Raw genomic sequence first — 23,730 nt, 5'->3', positions numbered from 1 at the left:
TTGCAGCTGATTCGTGCTATCGGCGAACGACCAGATACAAGCCCACGGCCACCATGATTCCGGCTGGCCAATGTCCCAATTCGTTTAGCGGGCCACCGATGGCGAGGATCACCCCGCCGGCCAGATGCGCGCAACCGAGCAGGCGCAGGAACCAGTCGTCCTTGCGTTTGTGCCACGGCGGCGGCGGGTCATAGGCATGCGGCTGGGACATGCGTTCGAGCAGGTCGCGGGCCATATTCGCCAGATGCGGCAACTGTTCAAACTGGCTCTGCACGTTGCCGAGCAAGGCTTTCGGGCTGACGCGCTCGCGCATCCAGCGCTCCAGAAACGGCTGCGCGGTGTTCCACAGATCCAGATCCGGATACAGCTGACGGCCAAGACCTTCGATGTTCAGCAGGGTCTTTTGCAGCAGCACCAGTTGCGGCTGCACTTCCATGTTGAAGCGGCGTGCGGTCTGGAACAGGCGCATCAGCACCTGGCCAAATGAAATATCTTTTAACGGTTTTTCGAAGATCGGTTCGCACACCGTACGGATTGCCGCTTCGAATTCGTTGAGTTTGGTTTCTGCCGGCACCCAGCCCGAATCGATGTGCAACTGCGCCACGCGACGGTAGTCACGCTTGAAGAAGGCGAACAGGTTGCGCGCCAGATAATCCTGGTCTTCCGGGGTCAGGCTGCCGACGATGCCGCAGTCGATCGCGATGTATTGCGGGCTCCACGGGTTGACGGTGCTGACGAAGATGTTGCCCGGGTGCATGTCGGCGTGGAAGAAACTGTCGCGGAACACTTGGGTGAAGAAGATCTCCACGCCACGCTCGGCGAGCATTTTCATGTCGGTGCGCTGATCGGCGAGGGTCGCCAGATCGGTGACCTGAATGCCGTAGATGCGCTCCATCACCAGCACTTTCGGCCGGCACCAGTCCCAATAGACTTGCGGCACGTACAGCAGCGGCGAACCTTCGAAGTTGCGCTTCAACTGGCTGGCGTTGGCCGCCTCGCGCAGCAGATCGAGTTCGTCGTAGATGGTTTTTTCGTAGTCCTGCACCACGTCGACCGGGTGCAGCAGACGCGCGTCGGCAGACAGTTTTTCAGCCGCGCGGGCAAGGATGAACAGCCACGCCAGATCCTGCGCGATGATCGGTCTCAGGCCCGGACGGATCACTTTGACCACGACTTCTTCGCCGGTTTTCAGCTGCGCGGCATGCACCTGCGCCACCGACGCCGAGGCCAGCGGTTCGACGTCGAAACGGCTGAACACGTCGCTGATCTTCTTGCCGAGCTGTTCTTCGATCAGCTTGATCGACAACTGCGAGTCGAACGGCGGCACGCGATCCTGCAAGCGCATCAGCTCATCGGCGATGTCTTCCGGCAGCAAATCGCGGCGGGTCGAGAGAATCTGCCCGAACTTGATGAAGATCGGCCCGAGATCCTGCAACGCCAGACGCAGACGCGCGCCCCGGCTCAGGTCCAGCGGCTTGCGCGGGAACCAGCGCCACGGCAACACATAGCGCAGCGCCAGGAGGAACCACGGCAACGGCAGATCGAACAGCAGGTCATCGAGGCGGTAGCGGATCACGACGCGCTGGATGCGCAACAGACGGCGGACGGCAAGCAGCTTCATGCGTTATCGCTTGGGTCGAGGGATCGGGAAAGGCGCTCGAAACGCGCCTCGAGACGTTCCAGATCAAGTTTGATCCGGTCCAGTTCGCTGAACCGTGCTTCGGCTTCGCGCTGCCCGACGAGGGTGCGCGATTCTTCGGCGAGGTATTCGGCGAGATTCTGGTTGAGGCTGGCAAATCCTTGTTGATACCAGCGTGCGCGACTGCGCAGATGGCCACCGACCAGTTGCGTGGCGACCGGGCCGAGCCAGCGTGAGAGTTCGTACTCCCAGTCCAGCTCAAGATCCTGCAACACGCCGGCCAGCTCCAGCAGCACGCCGCTGTCGCCATCGAGCTCGACTTCCGGGGCGTGCAGCACCGCGGTCTTGTCTTTGCTCACGGCCAGTTTGATCAGGCTCGAAGCCGGCGCACGCAGGGTGCAGTCGACACCGGTTTCCCAGTGCGAGGCCAGCATCAGACCTTCGTCGCTCGGCAGGATGAACAGTTGCAGCGCCGGGCTGCGGCAGTCGACGGCAATTACCTTGCCGGTCAAATGCGCCAGCCGCGGCAGCGCCGTGCTGTCGAGACGCAGCACCCGGTTAAGGCCGAGTTCAACGCTGGCGAGCAGCCCGGTGAGCAACATCAGGGCTTGATGCCGCGGTGCAGGGCGACGATGCCTGCGGTCATGTTGTGATAGGTCACGCGGTCGAAACCGGCGTCGACCATCATCGACTTCAGGGTTTCCTGATTCGGGTGCATGCGGATCGATTCGGCCAGATAGCGATAGCTTTCCGAGTCGTTGGTGATCAGCTTGCCCATCAGCGGCATGAAGGCGAACGAGTAGGCATCGTAGGCTTTCGACATCAGCGCGTTGGTCGGCTTGGAGAATTCCAGCACCAGCAGACGACCGCCAGGCTTGAGCACGCGCAGCATCGAGCGCAGAGCGTCTTCTTTGTGCGTCACGTTGCGCAGGCCGAAGGCGATGGTCACGCAGTCGAAATGGTTGTCCGGGAACGGCAGCTTTTCGGCATCCGCCTGAACAAATTCGACGTTGCCGGCGACACCCAGATCCAGCAGGCGGTCACGACCGACCTTGAGCATCGATTCGTTGATGTCGGCCAGGACCACCTGACCGGTCGGGCCGACCAGGTGCGAGAATTTTTTGGTCAGGTCACCGGTACCGCCGGCGATGTCCAGCACGCGGTTACCGCTGCGCACGCCCGACAGTTCGATCGCGAAGCGCTTCCACAAACGGTGCATGCCGCCCGACAGAAGGTCGTTCATCAGGTCGTACTTGGCGGCTACCGAGTGGAAAACCTCAGCGACTTTTTCCGCTTTCTGGCTTTCCGGAACGTTTTTGAAGCCGAAGTGAGTGGTGGGTTCGGCATCGCTGCCTTTGCGCTGATCAGTCATATCGCTGTCACCAAAAGAGAATGCGCGACATTCTAATCCCCAAGCCATGCTTTGTCTTGGAATGGCTAAAGGTAAGATGGGCAACCTTCGGGACGATTTGCCGCAGCGGCGGTCAAGATTTACCGACACATCTTTTTAAAACAGGAGTCATGCAATGGCCAAAATCACTGTTGAACGTGCCCACAGCCTGGGCAAGGAAGCCGCCCGCGAGAAGGCCGACAAGCTGGCGCAAAAACTCTCCGAGCAATATGGCCTGGAGCCGCAATGGTCGGGCGACACCCTGAACCTCAAACGTTCGGGCGTGAAAGGCGCGGTGCATGTGGCGGACGATTCGATCAAGGTCGACGTTGAACTGGGCATCATGATGTCGGCCATGAGCGGCATGATCAAAGCCGAAATCGAAAAAGCCCTCGACAAAGCGTTGGTCTGAACATCAAAAGATCGCAGCCTTCGGCAGCTCCTACAGAGGTACACATTCCCCTGTAGGAGCTGCCGAAGGCTGCGATCTTTTCGTTCAGGCAACACCGATTCATGTCAGTTGTTAGGGTGCCGTTTCTAATTTTTCTGCCTACTTTGTGCCTGAGCCCGACACTTGTCCGGGCAGTTCCTCAAACCTTCTGCGCGTGAGGTGCACCATGGCCAAAGTTATTTTGAAGAAAAAAATCGACGCTTCGACAACTGCTCTGAGCGACGTCAAATCCTATGCCCGCAAGATCTGGCTGGCAGGCCTGGGTGCCTACGCCAAGGTCGGCCAAGAGGGCAGCGACTACTTTCAAGAGCTGATCAAAGCTGGTCAAACTGTTGAAAAGAAAGGCAAAAAAGCCGTCACCGAAAAGCTCGAAGCGGCCAACGCCGAGATCGATGAAGCCAAGGGTGAAGTGAGTTCTTTCAAAGGTCGCGTCGAAGTTCAACTCGACAAGGTCGAGAAGGCGTTCGACTCCCGTGTCGCAAGCGCCTTGAATCGTATCGGCATTCCGTCTAAACATGACGTTGAGACACTCTCTGCTAAGCTCGATGAGCTGACGGCATTGCTCGAACGCGTCGCGCGTAAATCTTAAGGAGAACGGGATGGCTGGTAAAAAGAACACCGATAAAGAAGGCAGCTCGTGGATCGGGAAAGTCGAAGACTACTCCCGCAAAATCTGGCTGGCTGGTTTAGGCGTGTACTCGAAGATCGACACTGACGGCAGCAAGCTCTTCGATACATTGGTCAAAGACGGCGAGAAAGCCGAGAAGCTCACCAAGTCTGCAGTCGGCAAAAAAGTCGATGCCGCCAAGGATTCCGCTTCGTCGGCCAAGTCGCGCATCAGCGGCGTGAAAGATCGCGCACTGGGCAAGTGGGACGAGCTGGAAGGGGCTTTCGACAAGCGCCTGAACAGCGCGATTTCGCGCCTCGGTGTACCGAGCCGCAATGAAGTCAAAGCGCTCAACAGCAAGGTCGACACACTGACCAAACAGATCGAAAAACTGACCGGTCTGAAAGCTCAGCCTGTGGCGGCGAAAACCGCAGCAGCAAAACCGGCAGCCAAAACCGCAGCGGCCAAACCAGCGGCAAAATCCGCTGCCAAGCCTCTGGCCAAAGCGGCGGCTAAACCCGCAGCAAAAGCAGCGGTCAAGCCTGCTGCGAAAACGGCCGCCGCCAAGCCAGCAGCAAAAGCCGCAGCCAAACCGGTTGCCGCCAAAGCCGCTGCCAAGCCGGCCGCTAAACCTGCAGCTAAAACTGCAGCGAAACCAGCGGCCAAGCCAGCAGCGAAAACCGCTGCCGCCAAACCGGCTGCCAAGCCTGCGGCCAAACCCGCAGCAGCGAAAAAACCCGCAGTGAAAAAACCGGCCGCGTCGAAAGCCGCAGCGCCGAAGCCAGCAGCACCTGCTGCAGCCAAACCGGCCACCCCGGCAGCTCCGGTGAGCGCGTCGAACTCCGCCGCCGCACCGACTCCAGTAGCAACCCCGACTGCTGCATCGACGCCGTCGACGCCAACCAGTCAGTCCTGATTCATCAGGGCAAAACAAAACGCCCGGCCTGTGAAGGTCGGGCGTTTTTGTTTGAAGATCAAAAGATCGCAGCCTTCGGCAGCTCCTACAGAGGTACACATTCCCCCTGTAGGAGCTGCCGAAGGCTGCGATCTTTTGATTCCGGGTTACTCGTGGTCTTCGAGGTATTGCAAGGCCATGCGTTCGGTGGCGACTTTTACCGGCGGCAGCAGGTGCGGTGCCACCAACATCATGATCTGGTACACGACCAAACGAACTTCGCCCTCTCGATCCAGAATCCGCTGATAATCCAGCGAAAACAGCAGCGTCATGGTGATCTGCTCCACCAGTTGCCCGAGCGCCTGGGTATCGCTGACCAACTGCCCCGCCGCCTTCAACCGCGCGAGCAACGACGCCAGCGTGCGCTTCAGTGCATTGAGCAGATGACGAATGCCCTTGGCCAGTTTCGGCAGCCGCCCGGCCAGGTTCGACAGGTCCTGAAACAGAAAGCGGTACTGCGCCAGCCGCTCGACGATCAAATGCAAAAACAGCCAGTAATCCTCCGGCGCCAACTCCACGTCGGACGGCGGATCCAGCAGCGGCGCCAGTTCATTCTGGAAGCGTTCGAACAACCCGAGAATCAACGGTTCCTTGCCATGAAAGTGGTAGTAGAGGTTGCCGGGGCTGATGCCCATTTCGTTGGCAACTTCCATGGTGGAGACGTTCGGCTCACCCTTTTCGTTGAATAGTTGCAAAGCACATTCGAGAATCCGGTCGCGGGTTTTCATCCAGTCTTCTTAGAAAAGTTCGGTTAAGCGTCAGCGCACGCGCACGTAGGTACCGGGCGCTGCCTCCATCGGTGGATAGTTCGGGTTGCCGAGGGTGAATGAAGTTTCGTGCTGGGCGCCGGAGCGCTGTTGAATCCATTCCAGCCACTGTGGCCACCAGCTGCCGTCGACGTGTTTGGCGTCGTAGTACCAGGCGCGCGGGTCGCTGCTCATCTTGCCGTTCTCGACGTACGCGGCTTTCGGGTTGCTCGGCGGGTTGAGAATGCTCTGCACATGGCCGCTGTTGGACAGCACGAAACGTCGCTCGCCTCCGAGCAGCAAGGTCGAGCGATACACCGCGTCCCACGGGGTAATGTGGTCGTTCATGCCGGCGACGCTGAAACTGTCGACGGTAACTTTCTGCAGGTCGATCGGCGTGCCGCACACTTCCAGCCCGCCCGGATGGGTCAGCGGGTTGTGCTTGAAGAAGTCCAGCAAGTCGCCGTGAAACGCGGCGGGCAGGCGGGTGTTGTCGTTGTTCCAGTAGAGGATGTCGAAGGCCGGCGGCTCTTTGCCCAACAGGTAGTTGTTGACGAAGTAGCTCCAGATCAAATCGTTGGGGCGCATCCACGCGAAGACCTTGGCCATGTCGCGACCGTCGAGCACGCCTTTTTGATACGAGCGGCGCTTGGCCGCTTCGAGGGTTTGCTCATCGGCGAACAGCGTGGCCGAGGTTTCGATTTCGCTGTCGAGCAGACTGACCAGATAGGTCGCGCTGGAGACCCGCCGCAGTTGCCGCTTGGCCTGCAGATGCCCTTGCAGGGCGGCGATGGTCAGCCCGCCGGCGCAAGCGCCCATCAGATTGACCTCGCGGGCGCCAGTGATCGTCCGGCAGATGTTCATCGCCTCTTCCACCGCCTCGACATACGTCGACAGGCCCCATTCACGATGGCGTACATCCGGATTGCGCCAACTGATCATGAACGTCTGCAAGCCGTTTTTCAGCGCGTACTGGACGAAGCTGTTGTGCGGGCTGAGGTCGAAGATGTAGTACTTGTTGATTTGCGGCGGCACCACCAGCAGAGGCTTGGCGTACTGTTTTTCGCTCATCGGCTTGTACTGGATCAGCTCCAGCATCTCGTTGCGAAACACCACCGAGCCGGTAGTAGTCGCCACGGTTTTACCGACTTCAAAAGCCTGCTTGGTTACTTGCCGGGGCAAGCCATCGTTGTGCAGCAAGTCATCGAACAAATGGCTGAGGCCGCGCACCAGGCTGTGGCCGCCGGAGTTGAACAGCTCTTTGATCGCCAGCGGATTGAGCAACGTATTGGACGGCGCCACGGCGTCATTGAGCAAGGTGAAGGCGAAGTGCGCGCGGGCGCGGTCTTGCGGGTTCATGTCGCTGTCGTCGATCCAGCTTTTGACTTGCTTCTGCCAGGCCAGATACGCCTGCAGGCTGCGCCGGTAAAACGGATTGAGGCTCCATGCCGGGTCGGCAAAACGGCTGTCGTTCGGATTGGTCGGGTGCAGGGTGTCGCCGAGCAGCACGCGGCCCAGTTGGCCGCCGAGTTTCAAGGCGTGCTTCGCGCTGTGAATCGGATTGCGCAGGCCATGGGCGGCGACGCTGCGCAAGGTCGAGATCAGGTCCCGGCCGCGCAGGCCGGTGATCGCACTTTGTGCATTGATGAACACGGCGGGGCTGGGCACCACGCCCGTCGCTGGTTTTTCGCGCATGACTCAACACTCCTTCGTCTTCAGGTCAAAAACACATTCACCGAACCAGAACACCATAGACGCTGTTACGGGTTACTGCCTGCGCGGCGTCCTGCCGCGCACTCTTTGCTTAAGCCCTGCATAAAGCCTGCCGCCGGGGTCAACCGCCGAGCGGTGTCGGATGCGGGTGCATCACCGCGCGCTGCCGTTCCTCCTGGAGGAATTTCATGATGATCGGCGCCACGGCTTCGGCGCGGGTGATCAGGAACAGATGGCCGTCATCGATGATGTGCAACTGCGCGTTGGGAATGCGCCAGGCGAGCATGCGCATGTTGATCAGCGGGATCAGCGGATCGTCGTCACCGGCCAGCACCAGCGTCGGCTGATGGATCTTGTGCAGCCAGTGAATGCTCGTCCAGCCCAAGCCTGCGAACAGCTGCCAGTAATAACCGAGCTTGCCGGCCGAACGCACTTTCGCCGCGTGGCTGGCCGCCAGCGTCGGGTCGCGGCGGAACGAGCCGCCGTAGATCAGCGGCGCGATCCGAATCACGTGCGAAGGCTGAATGTAGCGCCGCGGGCTGGCCATCATCCACAGCACTTTCGGTTTGCCCGGCACCATCACCGCACCGGCCGCAGTCGCCGCGAGCACCAGTTTCTTGCAGCGTTCGGGGTAGTCGTAGGCGAATTGCTGCGCCAGCGCACCACCCCACGACACACCGATGACGTTGACCTGGCCGTAGTCGAGGTAATCGAGCATCCGCGCGGTCAGCTTGGCCAGGCCGGGAAAGCGGTACGGCCGATTAGGCGTGGAAGAGCCGCCGACACCGGGGACGTCGAAGGCGATCACTTCCAGATCCGGATCCAGCGCCGCGACAAACGGAAACACCAGCTCCAGGTTGGCACCGATGCCGTTGAAAATCAGCAAGGGCGTCAAGTGAGGCTTGCCGGGGCGCACCGCCGTGCGGATGGTCTGGCCATCCAGATCGACGGTACGGAATATGAACGGTTGCGGCATGCGTCAGGCCCTGTGGATTTAAATTCACCACCCCCATGTAGGAGCTGCCGAAGGCTGCGATCTTTTGATCTTGTTGTTTAAAAATCAAAAGTCAAAAGATCGCAGCCTTCGGCAGCTCCTACAGGGAGGGGTGGTGTCAGTTACCGCTCGTGTACGTAAGTGCCCGGCGAAGCTTCTCCGGCCGGGTGTGCCTTGTTGCCCAGTTTCAACGGGGCCTTTTTCAGGTTGCCCGAGCGTTCGGCCTGCCACGCCTGCCAGTGCAGCCACCAGGAATCGGTGTGCTTGGTCGAGTTTTCCTGCCAGTCATCGGCATTCGCGGCCATCTCTTCGCCGGTCATGTAACGCGATTTCGGGTTGCCCGGCGGATTGAGGATGCTCTGGATGTGCCCGCTGCTCGACAGCACGAACTCCACCTTGCCACCGAACAATTGCGCCGACTTGTAGCAGGACTTCCACGGCGTGATGTGGTCGTTGGTGCCAGCCAGCGAGAAGATGTCGGCGGTGACCTGCTTGAGGTCGATCGGTGTGCCGCACACTTCCAGTGCATTCGGGCGGATCAGTGGGTTGTTTTTGAACATCTCGATCAGGTCACCGTGGAACGCCGCTGGCAACCTTGTGGTGTCGTTGTTCCAGAACAGGATGTCGAACACCGGCGGCTCGTTGCCGAGCAGGTAGTTGTTGACCCAGTAGTTCCAGATCAGGTCATTCGGGCGCATCCAGGCGAAGACCTTGGCCATGTCTTTGCCTTCGAGCACGCCGGCCTGATACGAGTGGCGTTTGGCGGTCTCCAGGGTCTGCTCGTCGACAAACAGGGCGACGTCGCTGTCCAGCGTCGTGTCGAGCACACTCACCAGCAGCGTGAGGGCATTGACCTTCTTCTCGCCGATCGCCGCGTAGTGGCCGAGCAGGGCGGTGCAGGTGATGCCGCCAGAGCAGGCGCCGAGCATGTTGATGTCTTTGCTGCCGGTGATCGCGGTGACCACGTCGACCGCTTCTTTCAGCGCATCGATATACGTCGACAGGCCCCACTCGCGCTGCGCCTTGGTCGGGTTGCGCCAGCTGACGATGAACGTCTGCACGTTATTACGCAGGCAGAAGCGCGCCAGACTTTTGTCCGGGCTCAAATCGAATACGTAGAACTTGTTGATCTGCGGCGGCACCACCAGCAATGGACGCTCGTGGACTTGCTCGGTGATTGGTCTGTACTGGATCAGCTCCAGCACGTCGTTGCGAAACACCACCGCGCCTTCGGTCACGCCGAGGCTCTTGCCGACCTCGAACGCGCCCATGTTGACCTGGCTCGGCATGCCGCCGTTGTGGACCAGATCCTTGGCCAGATGCGAGAGGCCGTCGAGCAGGCTCTTGCCGCCGGTTTCGAAGAAGCGTTTGACCGCAGCCGGGTTGGCGGCGGTGTTGGTCGGGGCCATGGCTTCAGTCATCAGGTTGATGACGAAGTGACCGCGCGCGATGTCTTTGGGGGAGAGGCTGCTGTCATCAATCCAGGAGTGGAGTTCCTTGCGCCACGCCAGGTAGGTTTGCAGATAACGTTTGTAGAGCGGGTTCTGGCTCCACGCAGGATCAGCGAAGCGACGGTCATCGCCAGCCGGTTGCAGTTCGGATTTGCCGAACAGCACGTTCTTCAGTTCGAGGCCGAAATGGGTGACGTGCTTGACGCTATGGATCGGTTGTTTGATGGCCTGTTTCAGCACCATACGAGCAGAGGCCAGCAGATCCTTTCCGCGCAGCCCAACGACGGGATTAAGCCCCAGGGTGTTTTCCGAGGCTTGGTACTTCAGGTCATCGTTATTCTTGTTACTCATCTACGACGCTCCATTGTCCTGAGACGAGTACCCGGTTTTCTGCTGTGCAGTTCCACAGCCAATGCCAGGTACTACTGCTCGGGTGACCGTTAATTCTGCATAGCTGCTTTACAGTCGTAGAGCACTGCAGGGAACTTGCCAGCTCCATTGGTTACCCGAGTTTAATTTTTTTCGCAAGCGGGCCGATCCTCGGCCACACAGCGGAGCATTCAAACAGATGAATTTAGAAAATGCCCTCTAATGAGCGCAAGGCACGGGCTAGAGCATCAGCTTGACGACTGACTCGTTCGGATCGCGGGTCTTGCCGGCCGCTTTCAGCTCGGCCAGATAATCGGCCCAGAGTGCGTCATGACGTCGCCCCAGCTCGTAGAGATATTCCCAAGTGAACAAGCCGCTGTCGTGACCGTCGTCGAAGGTCAGTTTCAGTGCGTAGTGACCGGCCGGTTCCAGCTTGCTCAGACCGACGTTGAGCTTGCCGAATTGCAGGATCGGTTTGCCGTGGCCCTGGACCTCGGCGGAGGGCGAATGCACGCGCAGGAATTCGGCGGGCAGGGTGTATTCCTCGCCGGACGCGTAGGTGAGCGTCAGGGTTTTCGAGGCTTTGTGCAGTTTGATGTCGGTAGGAATAGTAGTCATTGCAGGTCATCCGACTAGAGGAACACCCCGTAGGAGCTGCCGAAGGCTGCGATCTTTTGATCTTGCTTTTTAAAAACTCAAGTCAAAAGATCGCAGCCTGCGGCAGCTCCTACAGGGACGGTGACCTACAGGATATAACGGGACAGGTCTTCGTTCTGCGCCAATTCGCCGAGGTGGCTGTTGACGTACGCCGCGTCGATCAGGATCGGCTGCTCATCGTGGGTGCTGGCCAGATCACCGGCGCTGAACGATACCTCTTCCAGCAAGCGCTCAAGCAGGGTGTGCAGGCGACGGGCACCGATGTTCTCGGTCTTCTCGTTGACCTGCCAGGCGATCTCGGCGATGCGCTTGATGCCTTCCGGCTGGAACTGAATGTTCAGGCCTTCGGTTTTCAGCAGCGCGCAATATTGCTCGGTGAGCGATGCGTGCGGTTCGCTGAGGATGCGCTCGAAATCTTCCGGGCTCAGGGCCTTGAGTTCGACGCGAATCGGCAGACGACCTTGCAGCTCCGGCACCAGATCGCTCGGCTTGCTCAGGTGGAACGCACCGGAGGCGATGAACAGGATGTGGTCGGTTTTGACCATGCCCAGCTTGGTGTTGACGGTGCAGCCTTCGATCAGCGGCAGCAGGTCGCGCTGTACGCCTTCACGGGAAACATCGGCACCGCCGACATTGCCACGTTTGGCGACTTTGTCGATCTCGTCGATGAACACGATGCCGTGCTGTTCAACCGCTTCCAGCGCTTTGGCCTTCAGCTCTTCTTCGTTGACCAGACGCCCGGCTTCCTCATCACGCACCAGCTTCAACGCTTCTTTGACCTTGAGCTTGCGCGACTTCTTCTTGCCCTTGCCCATGTTGGCGAACAGCGACTGCAACTGGTTGGTCATCTCTTCCATGCCGGGCGGTGTGGCGATTTCGATGCCGGCAACCTCGGCGACTTCGATCTCGATTTCCTTGTCATCCAGCTGACCTTCGCGCAGGCGCTTGCGGAACAGCTGACGGGTGTTGGAATCGGAGCTCGGCGCTTCTTCGTTGCTGAAGCCCATGCGGGCCGGCGGCAGCAGCGCGTCGAGGATGCGATCCTCGGCAGCGTCTTCGGCGCGGTGGCGCACGCGGGTCATTTCCTGCTCGCGGAGCATCTTGATCGCGGCGTCGGCGAGATCACGGATGATCGATTCGACGTCACGGCCAACATAACCAACTTCGGTGAACTTGGTCGCTTCGACTTTGATGAACGGCGCGTTGGCCAGTTTTGCCAGACGACGGGCGATCTCGGTTTTACCGACACCGGTCGGGCCGATCATCAGGATGTTCTTCGGGGTCACTTCAACACGCAGCTCTTCAGGCAGCTGCATGCGGCGCCAGCGGTTGCGCAGGGCAATCGCGACGGCGCGCTTGGCATCGTCCTGGCCGATGATGTGGCGGTTGAGTTCGTGGACGATTTCGCGGGGAGTCATGGACATAATAATTGGCGGTCCTCAAGCAGAAACAAGCCGTGGCACAGGGGCCGTATCAGGCTTCTTCAGCGAGATCCTGCTCCTCAATGGTCTGAGTGTGGTTGGTGAATACGCAGATGTCGGCAGCGATGCCCAGTGCGGTTTCGACGATTTCCCGGGCCGACAGGTCGGTCTTTTTCAGCAGGGCGCTGGCAGCCGCTTGCGCGTAGCCGCCGCCGGAACCCATGGCGATCAGGCCGTTCTCGGGTTCGACCACGTCACCGTTGCCGGTGATGATCAGCGAGGCGTCCTTGTTGGCGACCGCGAGCATGGCTTCGAGGCGGCTCAGGGAGCGGTCGGTGCGCCATTCTTTGGCGAGTTCGACAGCGGCGCGGATCAGGTGGCCCTGATGTTTTTCAAGCTGGCCTTCGAAACGTTCGAAGAGGGTAAAGGCGTCAGCGGTGGCACCGGCAAAACCGGCGATGACCTGGCCGTGGTACAGGCGACGAACTTTTTTCGCGTTGCCTTTCATCACGGTATTGCCGAGAGAAACCTGGCCGTCGCCGCCCATGACGACTTTGCCGTGACGGCGGACTGAAACGATGGTGGTCAAGGGAAGAGTCTCCACACAGCGGGGCGAAAGTGCCTTATGCCCATTCATATGGGGGTGCTGGAGAGGATTTCAACCGTAGCGCGGGAGAGGAGACGAGCGGTGATCAACTGTAGGAGCTGCCGAAGGCTGCGATCTTTTGATCCTGAGCTGAAAGCAAAATCAAAAGATCGCAGCCTGCGGCAGCTCCTACAGGGGATTTGCGTCGCCTGTGGGAACGGTTTTCTACGTAAAGTCAGCGGCTTTGGCGTTGTTGTAACAACAGGTTGCTGAAGCCGGCGCCGGCCAGTTGTTTCTGGGCCGTGGTCAGTTGTTCACGGTTGCTGAACGGGCCGACCAATACGCGATACCAGGTTTCATCCTTCACCGTGCCGGATTCAACCGCCACCGCCTGACCGAGCAGAATGATCTGCGCACGGACCTTGTCGGCATCGGTTTCCTTGCGGAACGAACCCGCCTGCAGGAAGAACTTGGTCACCGGCGCCGCTTTGCTCACCGGTGGCGCTGGCGGCGGGGTAATCCCGGCCAAGGCTGCCTGAGCGCGCGCGGTGTCGATCTTCGCCGCTTCCGCCGGGGTCACCGGCGTGGTCGGGATGGCCGGCACTTGTGGCGTCGGCAAGGTCTTCTCCGGCACGGCGTCCGGCGGCACGATCACTTCCGATTCCGGCAGCAAGGTGTAGAAGTCGTATTTCGGCTTCACCGGTTGCGTCGGGCTCGGCGGGGTCTTGTTGGCCTCGGCGATCTTCGACGCTTTCTGCTGTTGCGCCTGTTCGACCTTCTCACGCTTGACCGTGTCGCTGCCCTTGCCCGGCTCCAGCTTCATCAGAAACACGATGAACGCGCCGACCGTCAGGCCGATGGCCATCCACAGCCAACCCGGAATCGGTTGCTTCGCAGGAGCTTGGTAACGGCTGGCGCCACGCTTGGGTGCAGGTTTTTTCTTGGCAGCCAACTTACATACGCTCCAGAGTTTCCAGACCCAACAGCTCCAGGCCTTGCTTGAGGGTGCGACCGGTCAGCGCGGCCAGGCGCAGACGGCTCTGCATCTGGGCTGGCGTTTCGGCGGTGAGGATCGGGCAGTTCTCGTAAAAGCTGGAGAACAGACCGGCAACGTCGTACAGGTAAGTGCAGAGAATGTGCGGCGTGCCTTTGTCAGACACGTTGTTCAGCACTTCGCCGAACTGCGCCAGTTTCGCCGCCAGCTCTTGTTCATGCGCCGCTTCCAGCACGATCTGGCCGTCGACTTCGCTGAAGTCCTTGCCCAGTTTACGGAACACACCGGCGACGCGGGTGTAAGCGTAAAGCAGGTACGGCGCGGTGTTGCCTTCGAAATTCAGCATCAGATCGAAGTTGAAGCTGTAGTCGCTGGTGCGGTGCTTCGACAGGTCGGCATATTTCACCGCACCGATGCCGACGACTTTGGCGATGTTGCGCAGTTCGTCTTCGGCCAGCGTCGGGTTCTTTTCTTTCACGAGGTTGTAGGCACGTTCCTGCGCTTCGGTCAGCAGGTCGATCAGCTTCACGGTGCCACCGTCACGGGTCTTGAACGGACGGCCATCGGCGCCGTTCATGGTGCCGAAGCCCATGTGCTCCATCTCCATCGGATGGGTCACAAAACCGGCCTTGCGTGCCACGGCGAACACTTGCTGGAAGTGCAGGGCCTGACGCTGATCGACGAAGTACAGCGCGCGATCGGCTTTCAGCTTGCCGCTGCGATAGCGCACGGCCGCGAGGTCAGTGGTGGCGTACAGGTAACCGCCGTCAGCCTTGACGATGATCACCGGCAGCGGGTCGCCGTCGGCATTTTTGAACTCGTCGAGGAACACGCACTGGGCGCCGTTGCTCTCGACCAGCATGCCCGCGGCTTTCAAGTCGTTGACCACGTTGATCAGGTCGTCGTTGTAGGCGCTTTCGCCCATCACGTCGGCCATGGTCAGTTTGACGTTGAGCAGTTCGTAGATCTTCTGGCAGTGCGACAGCGAGATGTCCTTGAACTTGCTCCACAGCGCCAGGCACTCGGCATCGCCGGCCTGCAGCTTGACCACCAGACCACGGGCGCGGTCGGCGAATTCTGCGGATTCATCGAAACGCTGTTTGGCGGCGCGGTAGAAGTTTTCCAAGTCAGACAGCTCGTCGCTGGTGATCGGGTTTTCCTGCAAATAAGCCATCAGCATGCCGAACTGGGTACCCCAGTCGCCGACGTGGTTCTGACGGATCACTTCGTCGCCGAGGAATTCGAGGACGCGGGCCACGCCGTCGCCGATGATGGTCGAGCGCAAGTGGCCGACGTGCATCTCTTTGGCCAGGTTCGGTGCCGACAGGTCGACCACGGTGCGTTGCGCCGGGCCAGCCTTGCGCACGCCAACATGGGCATCAGCCAAGGCAGCGTCGAGACGCGAGGCCAACGCCTGAGTGTTCTGGAAGAAGTTGATGAAGCCCGGGCCAGCGATTTCGGCTTTGGTGACGTTCTCGTCAGCCGGCAGCGCGGCGATGATTTTTTCCGCCAGATCGCGGGGCTTCATCCCCGCAGGCTTGGCCAGCATCATCGCGATGTTGCTGGCGAAGTCGCCGTGGGTCTTGTCGCGGGCGTTCTCCACCTGGATCGCCGGCGTCAGGCCTTCAGGCAACACACCTTCGTTGACGAGTTGGGTGATGGCTTGTTGGATCAGCTGGCGAATGGTGTCTTTCATGGTCTTCTCTTTCGACCGCAAGCGCGGCGGGCGCATCGATGCGCGGGTGGAAAAACTGGGCATTATCCGTTGCGAAGACGGGCTTGCCAACCTTAGCAGGCAGCTTATGGATATGTGGTGACATCAAGATCAAAAGATCGCAGCCTTCGGCAACTCCTACAGGAAAACCCAGATCCTATGTAGGAGCTGCCGAAGGCTGCGATCTTTTGATCCTTAATACAAATCGACAGGATCGACATCCAGCGACCAACGCACCGCCCGCCCGCTCGGCATCTGCTCCAGCGCCAACAGCCAACTGGTCAGCAACCGATGCAGCGGCGCACGCGCGTTCGCCTGCAACAAAAGTTGCGCGCGATAGCGGCCAGCACGGCGCTCCATCGGCGCCGGCACCGGCCCGAGCAATTCGATCCCGCCCAGATTCTGCTCCGCCAGCAAGCGCTCAGCCTCGCTGCACGCCTCATCGAGAAACCCTTCAGCCTGCCCCGGTTTATGCGCTTCGGCGCGCAACAGCGCCAAGTGCGCAAACGGCGGCAGCCCGGCCGCCCGGCGCTCGCTCAAGGCCTGTTCGGCAAAAGCGAAGTAACCCTGCTCGGTCAGTTGCACCAACAAAGGATGGTCAGCCAGGTGCGTTTGAATAATCACCTTGCCCGGCTCTTCGGCCCGGCCCGCACGTCCGGCGACCTGCACAATCAACTGCGCCATGCGCTCGCTGGCGCGGAAGTCACCAGAGAACAAACCGCCGTCGGCATCGAGGATCGACACCAGCGTCACCCGGGGAAAGTGGTGACCCTTGGCGAGCATCTGCGTGCCGACCAGAATGCACGGCTGGCCTTTCTGAATCGTCGCGAACAGCTGATTCATCGCGTCTTTGCGCGACGTGCTGTCGCGGTCAACGCGCAGCACTGGATAGTCCGGGAACAGAATCGCCAGGCGCTCTTCGGCGCGCTCGGTGCCGGCGCCCACCGGCCGCAGATCGACCTTGTGGCACTTCGGGCACTGGCGCGGCGTGCGCTCGACGTTACCGCAATGGTGGCAGCGCAGTTCGCCATAACGCTGGTGCACGGTCATCCGCGCATCGCAGCGCGAACACTCGGACATCCAGCCGCAATCGTGGCAGAGCAACGTCGGCGCGAAACCGCGACGGTTGAGGAACACCAGCACTTGTTGCCCATTCGCCAGCGTCTGACCGATGGCTTGCTGCATCGGCCCGGAAATCCCGCTGTCCAGTGGACGGCTTTTGACGTCCAGACGCAGGAAGCGCGGTTGCTTGGCGCCACCGGCGCGCTCGTTCAGGCGCAGCAGGCCGTAACGACCGGTGTAAGCGTTGTGCAGGCTTTCCAGCGACGGCGTGGCGGAACCGAGGACGATCGGGATGTTTTCCTGCCGTGCGCGTACCAGCGCCAGGTCGCGAGCGTGGTAGCGCAGACCTTCCTGCTGCTTATAAGAACCGTCGTGCTCTTCATCGATGATGATCAGCCCGGGGTTTTTCATCGGCGTGAACAGCGCGGAGCGGGTGCCGATAATAATGTCGGCCTCGCCATCGCGCGCCGCGAGCCAGGCATCGAGGCGCTCGCGATCATTGACTGCCGAGTGCAACAGGGCGATGCGCGCATTGAAGCGCTGTTCGAAACGCGCCAGCGTTTGCGGGCCGAGGTTGATCTCCGGGATCAGCACCAGCGCCTGCTTGCCGGCCTCGAGGGTTTCGCGGATCAACTGCAAATAAACTTCAGTCTTGCCGCTGCCGGTGACGCCGGCCAGCAGGAACGCGTGATAACTGTCGAAACCGGCGCGGATCGCCTCGTACGCGGCGCGTTGCTCGCTGTTCAGCGGCAACTCCGGCTGCGCCAGCCAGTGTTCGTGGCGCGCGCCCGGTGCATGGCGGCGGATCTCGACCTGCACCAGCCCTTTGGCCAGCAGCAGATCGAGGCTGTCCTTGCTCAACATCAGTTTGCTCAGCAACTGATGGGCGACGCCGTGCGGGTGCTGGGCCAGCGTTGCCAGCGCTTCACGCTGGCGCGGCGCGCGGGCAATGCGCGGATCATCCAGGCTGGCGCCGGGGGTGATCGACCAGAAGCGCTCTTGCCGGGCTTCGGCCAGTTCGCCCTGGCGCAACAGCACCGGCAGTGCCCAGCTCAGGGTGTCGCCGAGGCTGTGCTGATAATACTGCGACGTCCACAGGCACAGCTTGAACAGGGCGGGTGGCAACGGCGGCGTGGTATCGAGCAGGGCCAGCGCCGGTTTGAGTTTCTCCACCGGCACTTCGCTGGTGTCAGTGACCTCGACCAGAATCCCGATCATTTCGCGTCGACCGAACGGTACGCGCAGGCGCATGCCCGGCTGCAATTGCTCGCGCAGCACGCCGGCCGGCGCTCGATAGTCGAACAGGCGGCGCAGGGGCGAAGGCAAGGCAAGGCGCAGAATGGCGTCGGGCACGCGGGGGGATCTCTATAAGCAGAACAAGGGCATGGCACATACCTAATGTAGGAGTGAGCCTGCTCGCGATAGCGGTGTATCAGACGACATCAATGTTGAATGGCCGACCGCTATCGCGAGCAGGCTCGCTCCTACAGGGGATCGCGTATTGGGCCGGGAGCCTAGCAGACGGTCGGTCTCGGTGACAGCTTGCGTGATTGAAAAGGTCTGGTAGAATCCGCGGCCTAATTACGTGCGGTATTCAACAATAGTGTTGAGTGGCGGCACGCTAGCCTGAGGAATACACCATGAAAGCCGATATCCATCCAGCGTACGAAACCATCGAAGTAACTTGCAGCTGCGGCAACAAGTTCGAAACTCGTTCGAACCTGTGCAAGCCACTGGGTACTGACGTATGCAACGAGTGCCACCCGTTCTACACCGGTAAGCAGAAGACTCTGGATACTGGCGGTCGTGTACAGCGCTTCGCAGACCGTTTTGGCGCTTTCGGCAAGAAAGCTCCAGCTGCTGCAGAGTAAGGTTGAAGGGCCCGTTGGGCTTTTCCTTGCTGTTGAAAAAGGCGTCCCTTGCGGGCGCCTTTTTTGTGTCTGCGATTTGGCTTTCAGACGCGCAAGCTTTCTGTCCGGTGCCTTCCGGGCTGACCAGTGTCGCCGTGCAGCGCGTGGTCGACGGCGACACCTTGCGCCTGAGCGACGGGCGCAGCGTGCGGATGATCGGCCTCAACACGCCCGAGCTGGGCAAGCAGGGTCGCAGTGATGAGCCGTTCGCAGTGGCGTCGCGCCAACGCCTGCAAGCCCTGATCGACGCCAGTGGCGGACGTGTCGGTATACGCCTTGGCAAGCAGGGCAAAGACCATTACGGGCGTACGCTTGCACATATTTACAGTGTCAGCGGTGTCAATCTCGAAGCGCAAATGCTCGCCGATGGCCTGGGTTTCCAGGTCGCGGTGGCACCGAATGTCGATCTTGTCGCCTGTCAGCAAGCCGCCGAACGCAGCGCGCGGCAGGCAGGCCGAGGCCTCTGGCGGCAAACACCTGTACTGAAAGCGCAGCAGATCCAGCGCTCGGGTTTCGCCGTGGTCAGTGGCCGTGTGAGCAAGGTTCAGCGCAATCGCGGGGGAATCTGGATCGAGTTGCAGAGCTCGCTTGTATTGCGCGTTGCACCCAATCTGGTCGGACAATTCGACAATGCCCGCCTGCAAGCGCTGAAGGGCAAGCAGATCGAGGCGCGCGGCTGGATTGTCGATCGATCACGGCGCGGCGGCTTGAAACAGGGACAGCCGCGTTGGCTGCTTCCACTGACAGATTCGTCGATGTTGCAAAGCACTCGCTGAAATAAAATTGTAGACATTTTTTCTGTCGATTGTGAACAGTCCAGCCCTTGTGCGCCGTGGCTCTTGGCCCAAAGTCGTAGGGCAGGGCGCTTGACAGGGGTGACCGCTCAGTCTTGTGGGGACTTTGCGAGGCGCGTATCCTCGCTGACCAGTCTGTCCAACAGTAAAAAGCGGAATGCCAAAATGTCTGATCTGAAAACTGCCGCTCTCGAATATCATGCCAATCCTCGTCCAGGGAAGCTGAGTGTCGAGCTCACCAAGGCCACTGCTACCGCTCGCGACTTGTCGCTGGCCTACAGCCCCGGCGTAGCTGAACCAGTGCGTGAGATCGCTCGCGATCCTGAACTGGCCTACAAATACACCGGCAAGGGCAACCTGGTTGCAGTCATTTCCGATGGCACCGCGATTCTCGGCCTGGGTAACCTCGGCCCGTTGGCGTCCAAGCCAGTGATGGAAGGTAAAGGCGTGCTGTTCAAGCGCTTCGCCGGCATCGACGTTTTCGACATCGAAGTCGACTCGGAAAGCCCGCAAGCCTTCATCGACACCGTAAAACGCATCTCCATCACCTTCGGTGGCATCAACCTGGAAGACATCAAGGCGCCTGAGTGCTTTGAGATCGAGCGCGCTCTGATCGAGCAGTGCGACATTCCGGTATTCCACGATGACCAGCACGGCACCGCGATCGTGACCGCTGCGGGCATGATCAACGCCCTGGAAATCGCCGGCAAAACTCTGGCTGATGCCAAGATCGTTTGCCTGGGTGCCGGCGCTGCCGCCATCTCCTGCATGAAACTGCTGGTGAGCATGGGCGCTCGCATCGAAAACATCTTCATGGTTGACCGTACCGGCGTGATCCACTCCGGCCGTGACGACCTGAACCAGTACAAAGCAGTATTCGCTCACGCCACCGACAAGCGCAGCCTGGCTGACGCTCTGCAAGGTGCTGACGTGTTCGTTGGCCTGTCCGGCCCGAACCTGCTGAGTGCTGAAGGCCTGCTGTCGATGGCGGCCAACCCGATCGTGTTCGCGTGCTCGAACCCGGATCCGGAAATCTCCCCGGAACTGGCACACGCCACCCGTAGCGACGTGATCATGGCCACCGGCCGTTCGGACTACCCGAACCAGGTCAACAACGTACTGGGCTTCCCGTTCATTTTCCGTGGTGCCCTGGACGTTCGCGCCAAGCGCATCAACGAAGAAATGAAAGTGGCGGCCGCCAACGCCCTGCGTGAACTGGCCAAACTGCCTGTTCCACAAGACGTGTGCGACGCCTACGGCGGTGCTCCGCTGGAATTCGGCCGTGAGTACATCATTCCGAAGCCAATGGACAAGCGCCTGATCACCCTGATCTCCGACGCTGTGGCCAAAGCTGCGATCGAGACTGGTGTGGCGACCCTGCCGTATCCAAAGAACTACCCGCTGAAAAGCGTGGATGACGTGTTCAACGGCTAAGCCGTTGTAGCGCTTCAACCCAAAGCCCCGGCTCGTGAGAGTCGGGGCTTTTGTTTGGGCAGATCAAAAGATCGCAGCCTTCGGCAGCTCCTACATGAATATTGCACTCCCCCTGTAGGAGCTGCCGAAGGCTGCGATCTTTTGATCTTGGACACCAGGCAATAAAAAGCCCCGCACTTCTCACGAAGGCGGGGCTTTTCAATACCGCTGGATCAGAACAAATCGATCGGTGCCTGCTCATCCGCCGGCAACGGGCTGCCCGGCGCCGTGCCATTGCCCAGCTCATTCACCGACGGCGGCGTGTCTTCAGCCTTGAACAGCTCGAAGTACGCGCCCGGCGTGCTCGGCGTCGCCGCACGGCCACTGACCGGGTCCACGCGCAGGCTCAGCAAGCCTTCCGGCTCAGGCTGCACGTGCAGTGGCTTGTCCTTCAGCGCCGCCGACATGTAGTTCATCCAGATCGGCAGCGCCACGGTGCCACCGAACTCACGACGACCGAGGCTTTCCGGCTGGTCGAACCCGGTCCAGACCGTGGTCACGTAATCGGCGTTGTAGCCGGAGAACCACGCATCCTTCGATTCGTTGGTGGTACCGGTTTTACCGGCGATGTCGCTACGGCCCATGGCCAATGCGCGGCGACCGGTGCCGAGCTTGATCACGTCCTGCAACATGCTGTTGAGGATGTAGGTGGTGCGGCCATCGACAACCCGTTCAGCCACGGCGGGCGTTTGCGGTGCCGCCGCCGTGCCCGGCGCTTCGCCTGGAGTGGCGTTGACCGAAATCGAGTCGGTGTGTGGTGCGGCAATGCCGTCGGTCGCTGCAGCACCCTGCGGTACGGTCGGCGGGTTGGCGACGAACAGCGTATCGCCGTTACGGCTTTCAACCTTGTCGATGATGTACGGGGTGATCTTGTAGCCGCCGTTGGCGAAGGTGCTCCAGCCGGTAGCAATCTCCATCGGCGTCAGCGTCGCGGTGCCGAGTGCCAGCGACAGGTTTGGCGGCAGATCCTGTTTGTTGAAGCCGAAGCGAGTGATGTAGTCGATGGTCTTGCTCACCCCCATCGCTTGCAACAGGCGGATCGACACCAGGTTGCGCGACTTGTACAAACCTTCGCGCAAACGAATCGGGCCAAGGAAGGTGTTGGTGTCGTTCTTCGGACGCCAGACCTTGTCCAGGTACTCGTCGACAAACACGATCGGCGCGTCGTTGACCAGGGTGGCAGCGGTGTAGCCGTTATCCAGTGCGGCGCTGTAGACGAACGGCTTGAAGCTCGAACCCGGCTGACGCTTGGCCTGCATGGCGCGGTTGTAGTTGCTCTGCTCGAAGGCGAAACCGCCGACCAGCGAACGGATCGCGCCGTTCTGCGGATCCAGCGACACCAGTGCGCCCTGCGCCTGCGGGATCTGGCTGAATTTCAGCGAATTGTCCTTCTGACGCTGCACCCGAACCAGATCGCCCACCTGCGCGACATCCGACGGCTGGCGCGGAGCGGCGCCCATGCTGTTGGTGTTAAGGAATGGGCGCGCCCATTTCATGGTGTCCCAGGCGACATGCTCTTCGCCGGTGCGGGTCAGCACTTGCAGGCCGTTCTTGTCGACCTGCGTAACGATGGCCGGCTCCAGGCTGCTGATGGTGCGTTGCTTGGTCAGCTCGCTGGCCCAGGCTTCGCGGGTCTTGCCCGGCAGGCGCGACTCGGGGCCACGGTAGCCGTGACGCTGGTCGTAGGTCATCAAGCCTTCGTGCAGCGCGGTGTTGGCCATTTCCTGCAGGTTGCTCGGCACCGTGGTGGTGACGCGGAAACCTTCGGTGTAAGCGTCGCTGCCATAACGGCCGACCATTTCGGCACGGGCCATTTCGGCGATGTACGGTGCGTTCACTTCCGGGGTCGGCACGTGATAGCTGGCGTTCAGCGGCTCGTTGATCGCGGCGGTGTAATCCGCCTCGGTGATCTTGCCGAGCTTGTACATGCGCCCGAGGATCCAGTCGCGGCGTTCTTTACTGCGCGCCGGGTTGGCCAGCGGGTTGAAGCGCGACGGGGCTTTCGGCAGGCCGGCGATCATCGCCATCTGCGCCAGGCTGACGTCACGGATCGACTTGCCGTAATACACCTGCGCCGCCGCCTCGATGCCGTAGGCACGGTTACCCAGATAGATCTTGTTCACGTACAGCTCAAGGATTTCGTCCTTGGTCAGCTGTCGCTCGATCTGCAGGGCCAACAGAATTTCGGTGGTTTTGCGCGAGAAGCTGCGTTCGCTGGTCAGGAAGAAGTTCTTCGCCACCTGCATGGTGATGGTGCTGCCGCCGGACTGAATGTGCCCGCTCTTGACCAATTGGGTCGCGGCGCGCATCAGGCTGCTCGGATCGACGCCATAGTGGTTGGCGAAGTTGTCGTCTTCAGCACTTAGTAACGCATTAATGAAATTGGGTGGAATGTCGGCGAAACGGATCGGCGTACGGCGCATTTCGCCAAATTCTGCGATCAACTTGTTGTCGCTGCTGTAGACCCGCAACGGAATCTGCAACTGAATGCTTCTCAGGGCCTCCACAGACGGCAAACCCGGACTAAGGTAAAGATAGGCGCCGCTGAGACCTAAAAGCAGTCCGCAGAAAACGGCGACGATGGACCAACCGAAAAATTTCAGCAGACGAATCAAGGCGTTTGGACATCCAGGCAAAGAATGAATTTGGCGACGGGGTTCCGGTTACACACAGAACGGCCCGCGCAGGCAGTAAAAAGCGGAAAAAAACGCTGGGCATTATAAGCACTTTTCCGTCGGAGGCGTCATTGGCGCTTCTGTCAAGACGGGGTGAAGGAACGCAATGCGTATTACAGAGTCCGTAAC

21 protein-coding genes are annotated in these 23,730 nt (G+C 60.3%); 7 read left to right on the top strand and 14 right to left on the bottom strand.

What is annotated here, in order from left to right; genetic code table 11:
* Window positions 1-16: 16 nt before the first annotated feature.
* Genes ubiB through ubiE form a run of 3 tightly spaced genes read right to left on the bottom strand, consistent with a single transcriptional unit; the run spans window position 17 to window position 3,011 of the window.
* Window positions 17-1,621: a ubiquinone biosynthesis regulatory protein kinase UbiB gene (ubiB, locus tag ACZZ0B_RS24170; protein WP_159811612.1), complete on the bottom strand. Its 1,605-nt coding sequence runs from the start codon at window positions 1,619-1,621 to the stop codon at window positions 17-19.
* The gene (locus ACZZ0B_RS24165; protein WP_007909360.1) at window positions 1,618-2,241 is read right to left on the bottom strand and encodes a ubiquinone biosynthesis accessory factor UbiJ; all 624 of its coding nucleotides are present in this window, start codon (window positions 2,239-2,241) and stop codon (window positions 1,618-1,620) included. The genes ubiB and ACZZ0B_RS24165 overlap by 4 nt, the downstream gene beginning before the upstream one ends.
* Window positions 2,241-3,011, bottom strand: coding sequence for a bifunctional demethylmenaquinone methyltransferase/2-methoxy-6-polyprenyl-1,4-benzoquinol methylase UbiE (ubiE, locus tag ACZZ0B_RS24160; RefSeq protein WP_008080626.1), 771 nt, complete (start codon window positions 3,009-3,011; stop codon window positions 2,241-2,243). The genes ACZZ0B_RS24165 and ubiE overlap by 1 nt, the downstream gene beginning before the upstream one ends.
* 154 nt (window positions 3,012-3,165) lie before the next feature.
* On the opposite strand from ubiE, the gene ACZZ0B_RS24155 reads away from it, so the two are divergent.
* From ACZZ0B_RS24155 to ACZZ0B_RS24145, 3 genes are all read left to right on the top strand, one after another.
* Window positions 3,166-3,441 (top strand): polyhydroxyalkanoic acid system family protein, encoded by a 276-nt coding sequence (locus tag ACZZ0B_RS24155; RefSeq protein WP_008080628.1) that lies wholly within the window; start codon window positions 3,166-3,168, stop codon window positions 3,439-3,441.
* A gap of 205 nt (window positions 3,442-3,646) precedes the next feature.
* The gene (locus tag ACZZ0B_RS24150; protein ID WP_008080629.1) at window positions 3,647-4,069 is read left to right on the top strand and encodes a phasin family protein; all 423 of its coding nucleotides are present in this window, start codon (window positions 3,647-3,649) and stop codon (window positions 4,067-4,069) included.
* Window positions 4,070-4,079: 10 nt separating this feature from the next.
* Window positions 4,080-5,003 (top strand): phasin family protein, encoded by a 924-nt coding sequence (locus ACZZ0B_RS24145; RefSeq protein WP_463546405.1) that lies wholly within the window; start codon window positions 4,080-4,082, stop codon window positions 5,001-5,003.
* Window positions 5,004-5,149: 146 nt separating this feature from the next.
* On the opposite strand, the gene ACZZ0B_RS24140 is transcribed toward ACZZ0B_RS24145, so the two are convergent.
* From ACZZ0B_RS24140 to argS, 9 genes are all read right to left on the bottom strand, one after another.
* Window positions 5,150-5,770: a TetR/AcrR family transcriptional regulator gene (locus ACZZ0B_RS24140; RefSeq protein WP_008080633.1), complete on the bottom strand. Its 621-nt coding sequence runs from the start codon at window positions 5,768-5,770 to the stop codon at window positions 5,150-5,152.
* Between the two features lie 30 nt (window positions 5,771-5,800).
* On the bottom strand, window positions 5,801-7,483 hold the full coding sequence (phaC, locus tag ACZZ0B_RS24135; RefSeq protein ID WP_008080634.1) for a class II poly(R)-hydroxyalkanoic acid synthase: 1,683 nt from the start codon (window positions 7,481-7,483) through the stop codon (window positions 5,801-5,803).
* A gap of 139 nt (window positions 7,484-7,622) precedes the next feature.
* On the bottom strand, window positions 7,623-8,477 hold the full coding sequence (gene phaZ, locus ACZZ0B_RS24130; RefSeq protein ID WP_008080635.1) for a poly(3-hydroxyalkanoate) depolymerase: 855 nt from the start codon (window positions 8,475-8,477) through the stop codon (window positions 7,623-7,625).
* 140 nt (window positions 8,478-8,617) lie between these two features.
* Window positions 8,618-10,297 carry a class II poly(R)-hydroxyalkanoic acid synthase gene (gene phaC, locus ACZZ0B_RS24125; RefSeq protein WP_008080636.1) on the bottom strand — a complete coding sequence of 560 codons (1,680 nt, stop codon included), beginning with the start codon at window positions 10,295-10,297 and terminating at the stop codon, window positions 8,618-8,620.
* 258 nt (window positions 10,298-10,555) lie between these two features.
* Window positions 10,556-10,933: a gamma-butyrobetaine hydroxylase family protein gene (locus tag ACZZ0B_RS24120; protein ID WP_008080638.1), complete on the bottom strand. Its 378-nt coding sequence runs from the start codon at window positions 10,931-10,933 to the stop codon at window positions 10,556-10,558.
* A gap of 125 nt (window positions 10,934-11,058) precedes the next feature.
* Window positions 11,059-12,396: an ATP-dependent protease ATPase subunit HslU gene (gene hslU / locus ACZZ0B_RS24115; RefSeq protein ID WP_008080639.1), complete on the bottom strand. Its 1,338-nt coding sequence runs from the start codon at window positions 12,394-12,396 to the stop codon at window positions 11,059-11,061.
* 49 nt (window positions 12,397-12,445) lie between these two features.
* A complete protein-coding gene (hslV, locus tag ACZZ0B_RS24110; protein WP_003220875.1) occupies window positions 12,446-12,982 on the bottom strand; it encodes an ATP-dependent protease subunit HslV in 537 nt (178 codons plus the stop codon).
* 232 nt (window positions 12,983-13,214) lie between these two features.
* Complete coding sequence (locus ACZZ0B_RS24105) at window positions 13,215-13,931, bottom strand: SPOR domain-containing protein (protein WP_007909385.1); 717 nt, start codon at window positions 13,929-13,931, stop codon at window positions 13,215-13,217.
* A gap of 1 nt (window position 13,932) precedes the next feature.
* Window positions 13,933-15,669: an arginine--tRNA ligase gene (gene argS, locus ACZZ0B_RS24100; RefSeq protein ID WP_463546404.1), complete on the bottom strand. Its 1,737-nt coding sequence runs from the start codon at window positions 15,667-15,669 to the stop codon at window positions 13,933-13,935.
* Here argS and ACZZ0B_RS24095 point away from each other — a divergent pair.
* On the top strand, window positions 15,668-15,790 hold the full coding sequence (locus ACZZ0B_RS24095) for a hypothetical protein (protein ID WP_256579857.1): 123 nt from the start codon (window positions 15,668-15,670) through the stop codon (window positions 15,788-15,790). The genes argS and ACZZ0B_RS24095 overlap by 2 nt on opposite strands.
* Window positions 15,791-15,882: 92 nt before the next feature.
* Here the strand turns inward: ACZZ0B_RS24095 and ACZZ0B_RS24090 are convergent, their stop codons facing one another.
* The gene (locus ACZZ0B_RS24090; protein WP_463546403.1) at window positions 15,883-18,102 is read right to left on the bottom strand and encodes a primosomal protein N'; all 2,220 of its coding nucleotides are present in this window, start codon (window positions 18,100-18,102) and stop codon (window positions 15,883-15,885) included.
* A 287-nt stretch (window positions 18,103-18,389) separates the two neighbouring features.
* Between ACZZ0B_RS24090 and rpmE the strand changes: the two genes are divergently transcribed.
* The 3 genes from rpmE to ACZZ0B_RS24075 all read left to right on the top strand — a co-directional run bounded on the left by rpmE (window position 18,390) and on the right by ACZZ0B_RS24075 (window position 20,887).
* A complete protein-coding gene (rpmE, locus tag ACZZ0B_RS24085; protein ID WP_008080648.1) occupies window positions 18,390-18,620 on the top strand; it encodes a 50S ribosomal protein L31 in 231 nt (76 codons plus the stop codon).
* 14 nt (window positions 18,621-18,634) lie between these two features.
* Window positions 18,635-19,435: a thermonuclease family protein gene (locus ACZZ0B_RS24080; RefSeq protein WP_463546965.1), complete on the top strand. Its 801-nt coding sequence runs from the start codon at window positions 18,635-18,637 to the stop codon at window positions 19,433-19,435.
* A gap of 183 nt (window positions 19,436-19,618) precedes the next feature.
* Window positions 19,619-20,887 carry a malic enzyme-like NAD(P)-binding protein gene (locus ACZZ0B_RS24075; protein WP_463546402.1) on the top strand — a complete coding sequence of 423 codons (1,269 nt, stop codon included), beginning with the start codon at window positions 19,619-19,621 and terminating at the stop codon, window positions 20,885-20,887.
* A gap of 212 nt (window positions 20,888-21,099) precedes the next feature.
* On the opposite strand, the gene ACZZ0B_RS24070 is transcribed toward ACZZ0B_RS24075, so the two are convergent.
* Entirely contained in the window at window positions 21,100-23,541 is a 2,442-nt protein-coding gene (locus ACZZ0B_RS24070; protein WP_463546401.1) for a penicillin-binding protein 1A, read from the bottom strand.
* Window positions 23,542-23,730 lie beyond the last annotated feature (189 nt).

Source organism: Pseudomonas sp. AC247 (genome assembly GCF_979258015.1).
The sequence above is the reverse complement of the archived record's forward strand: the minus strand, read 5'-3'. Positions and strand labels throughout refer to the sequence as shown.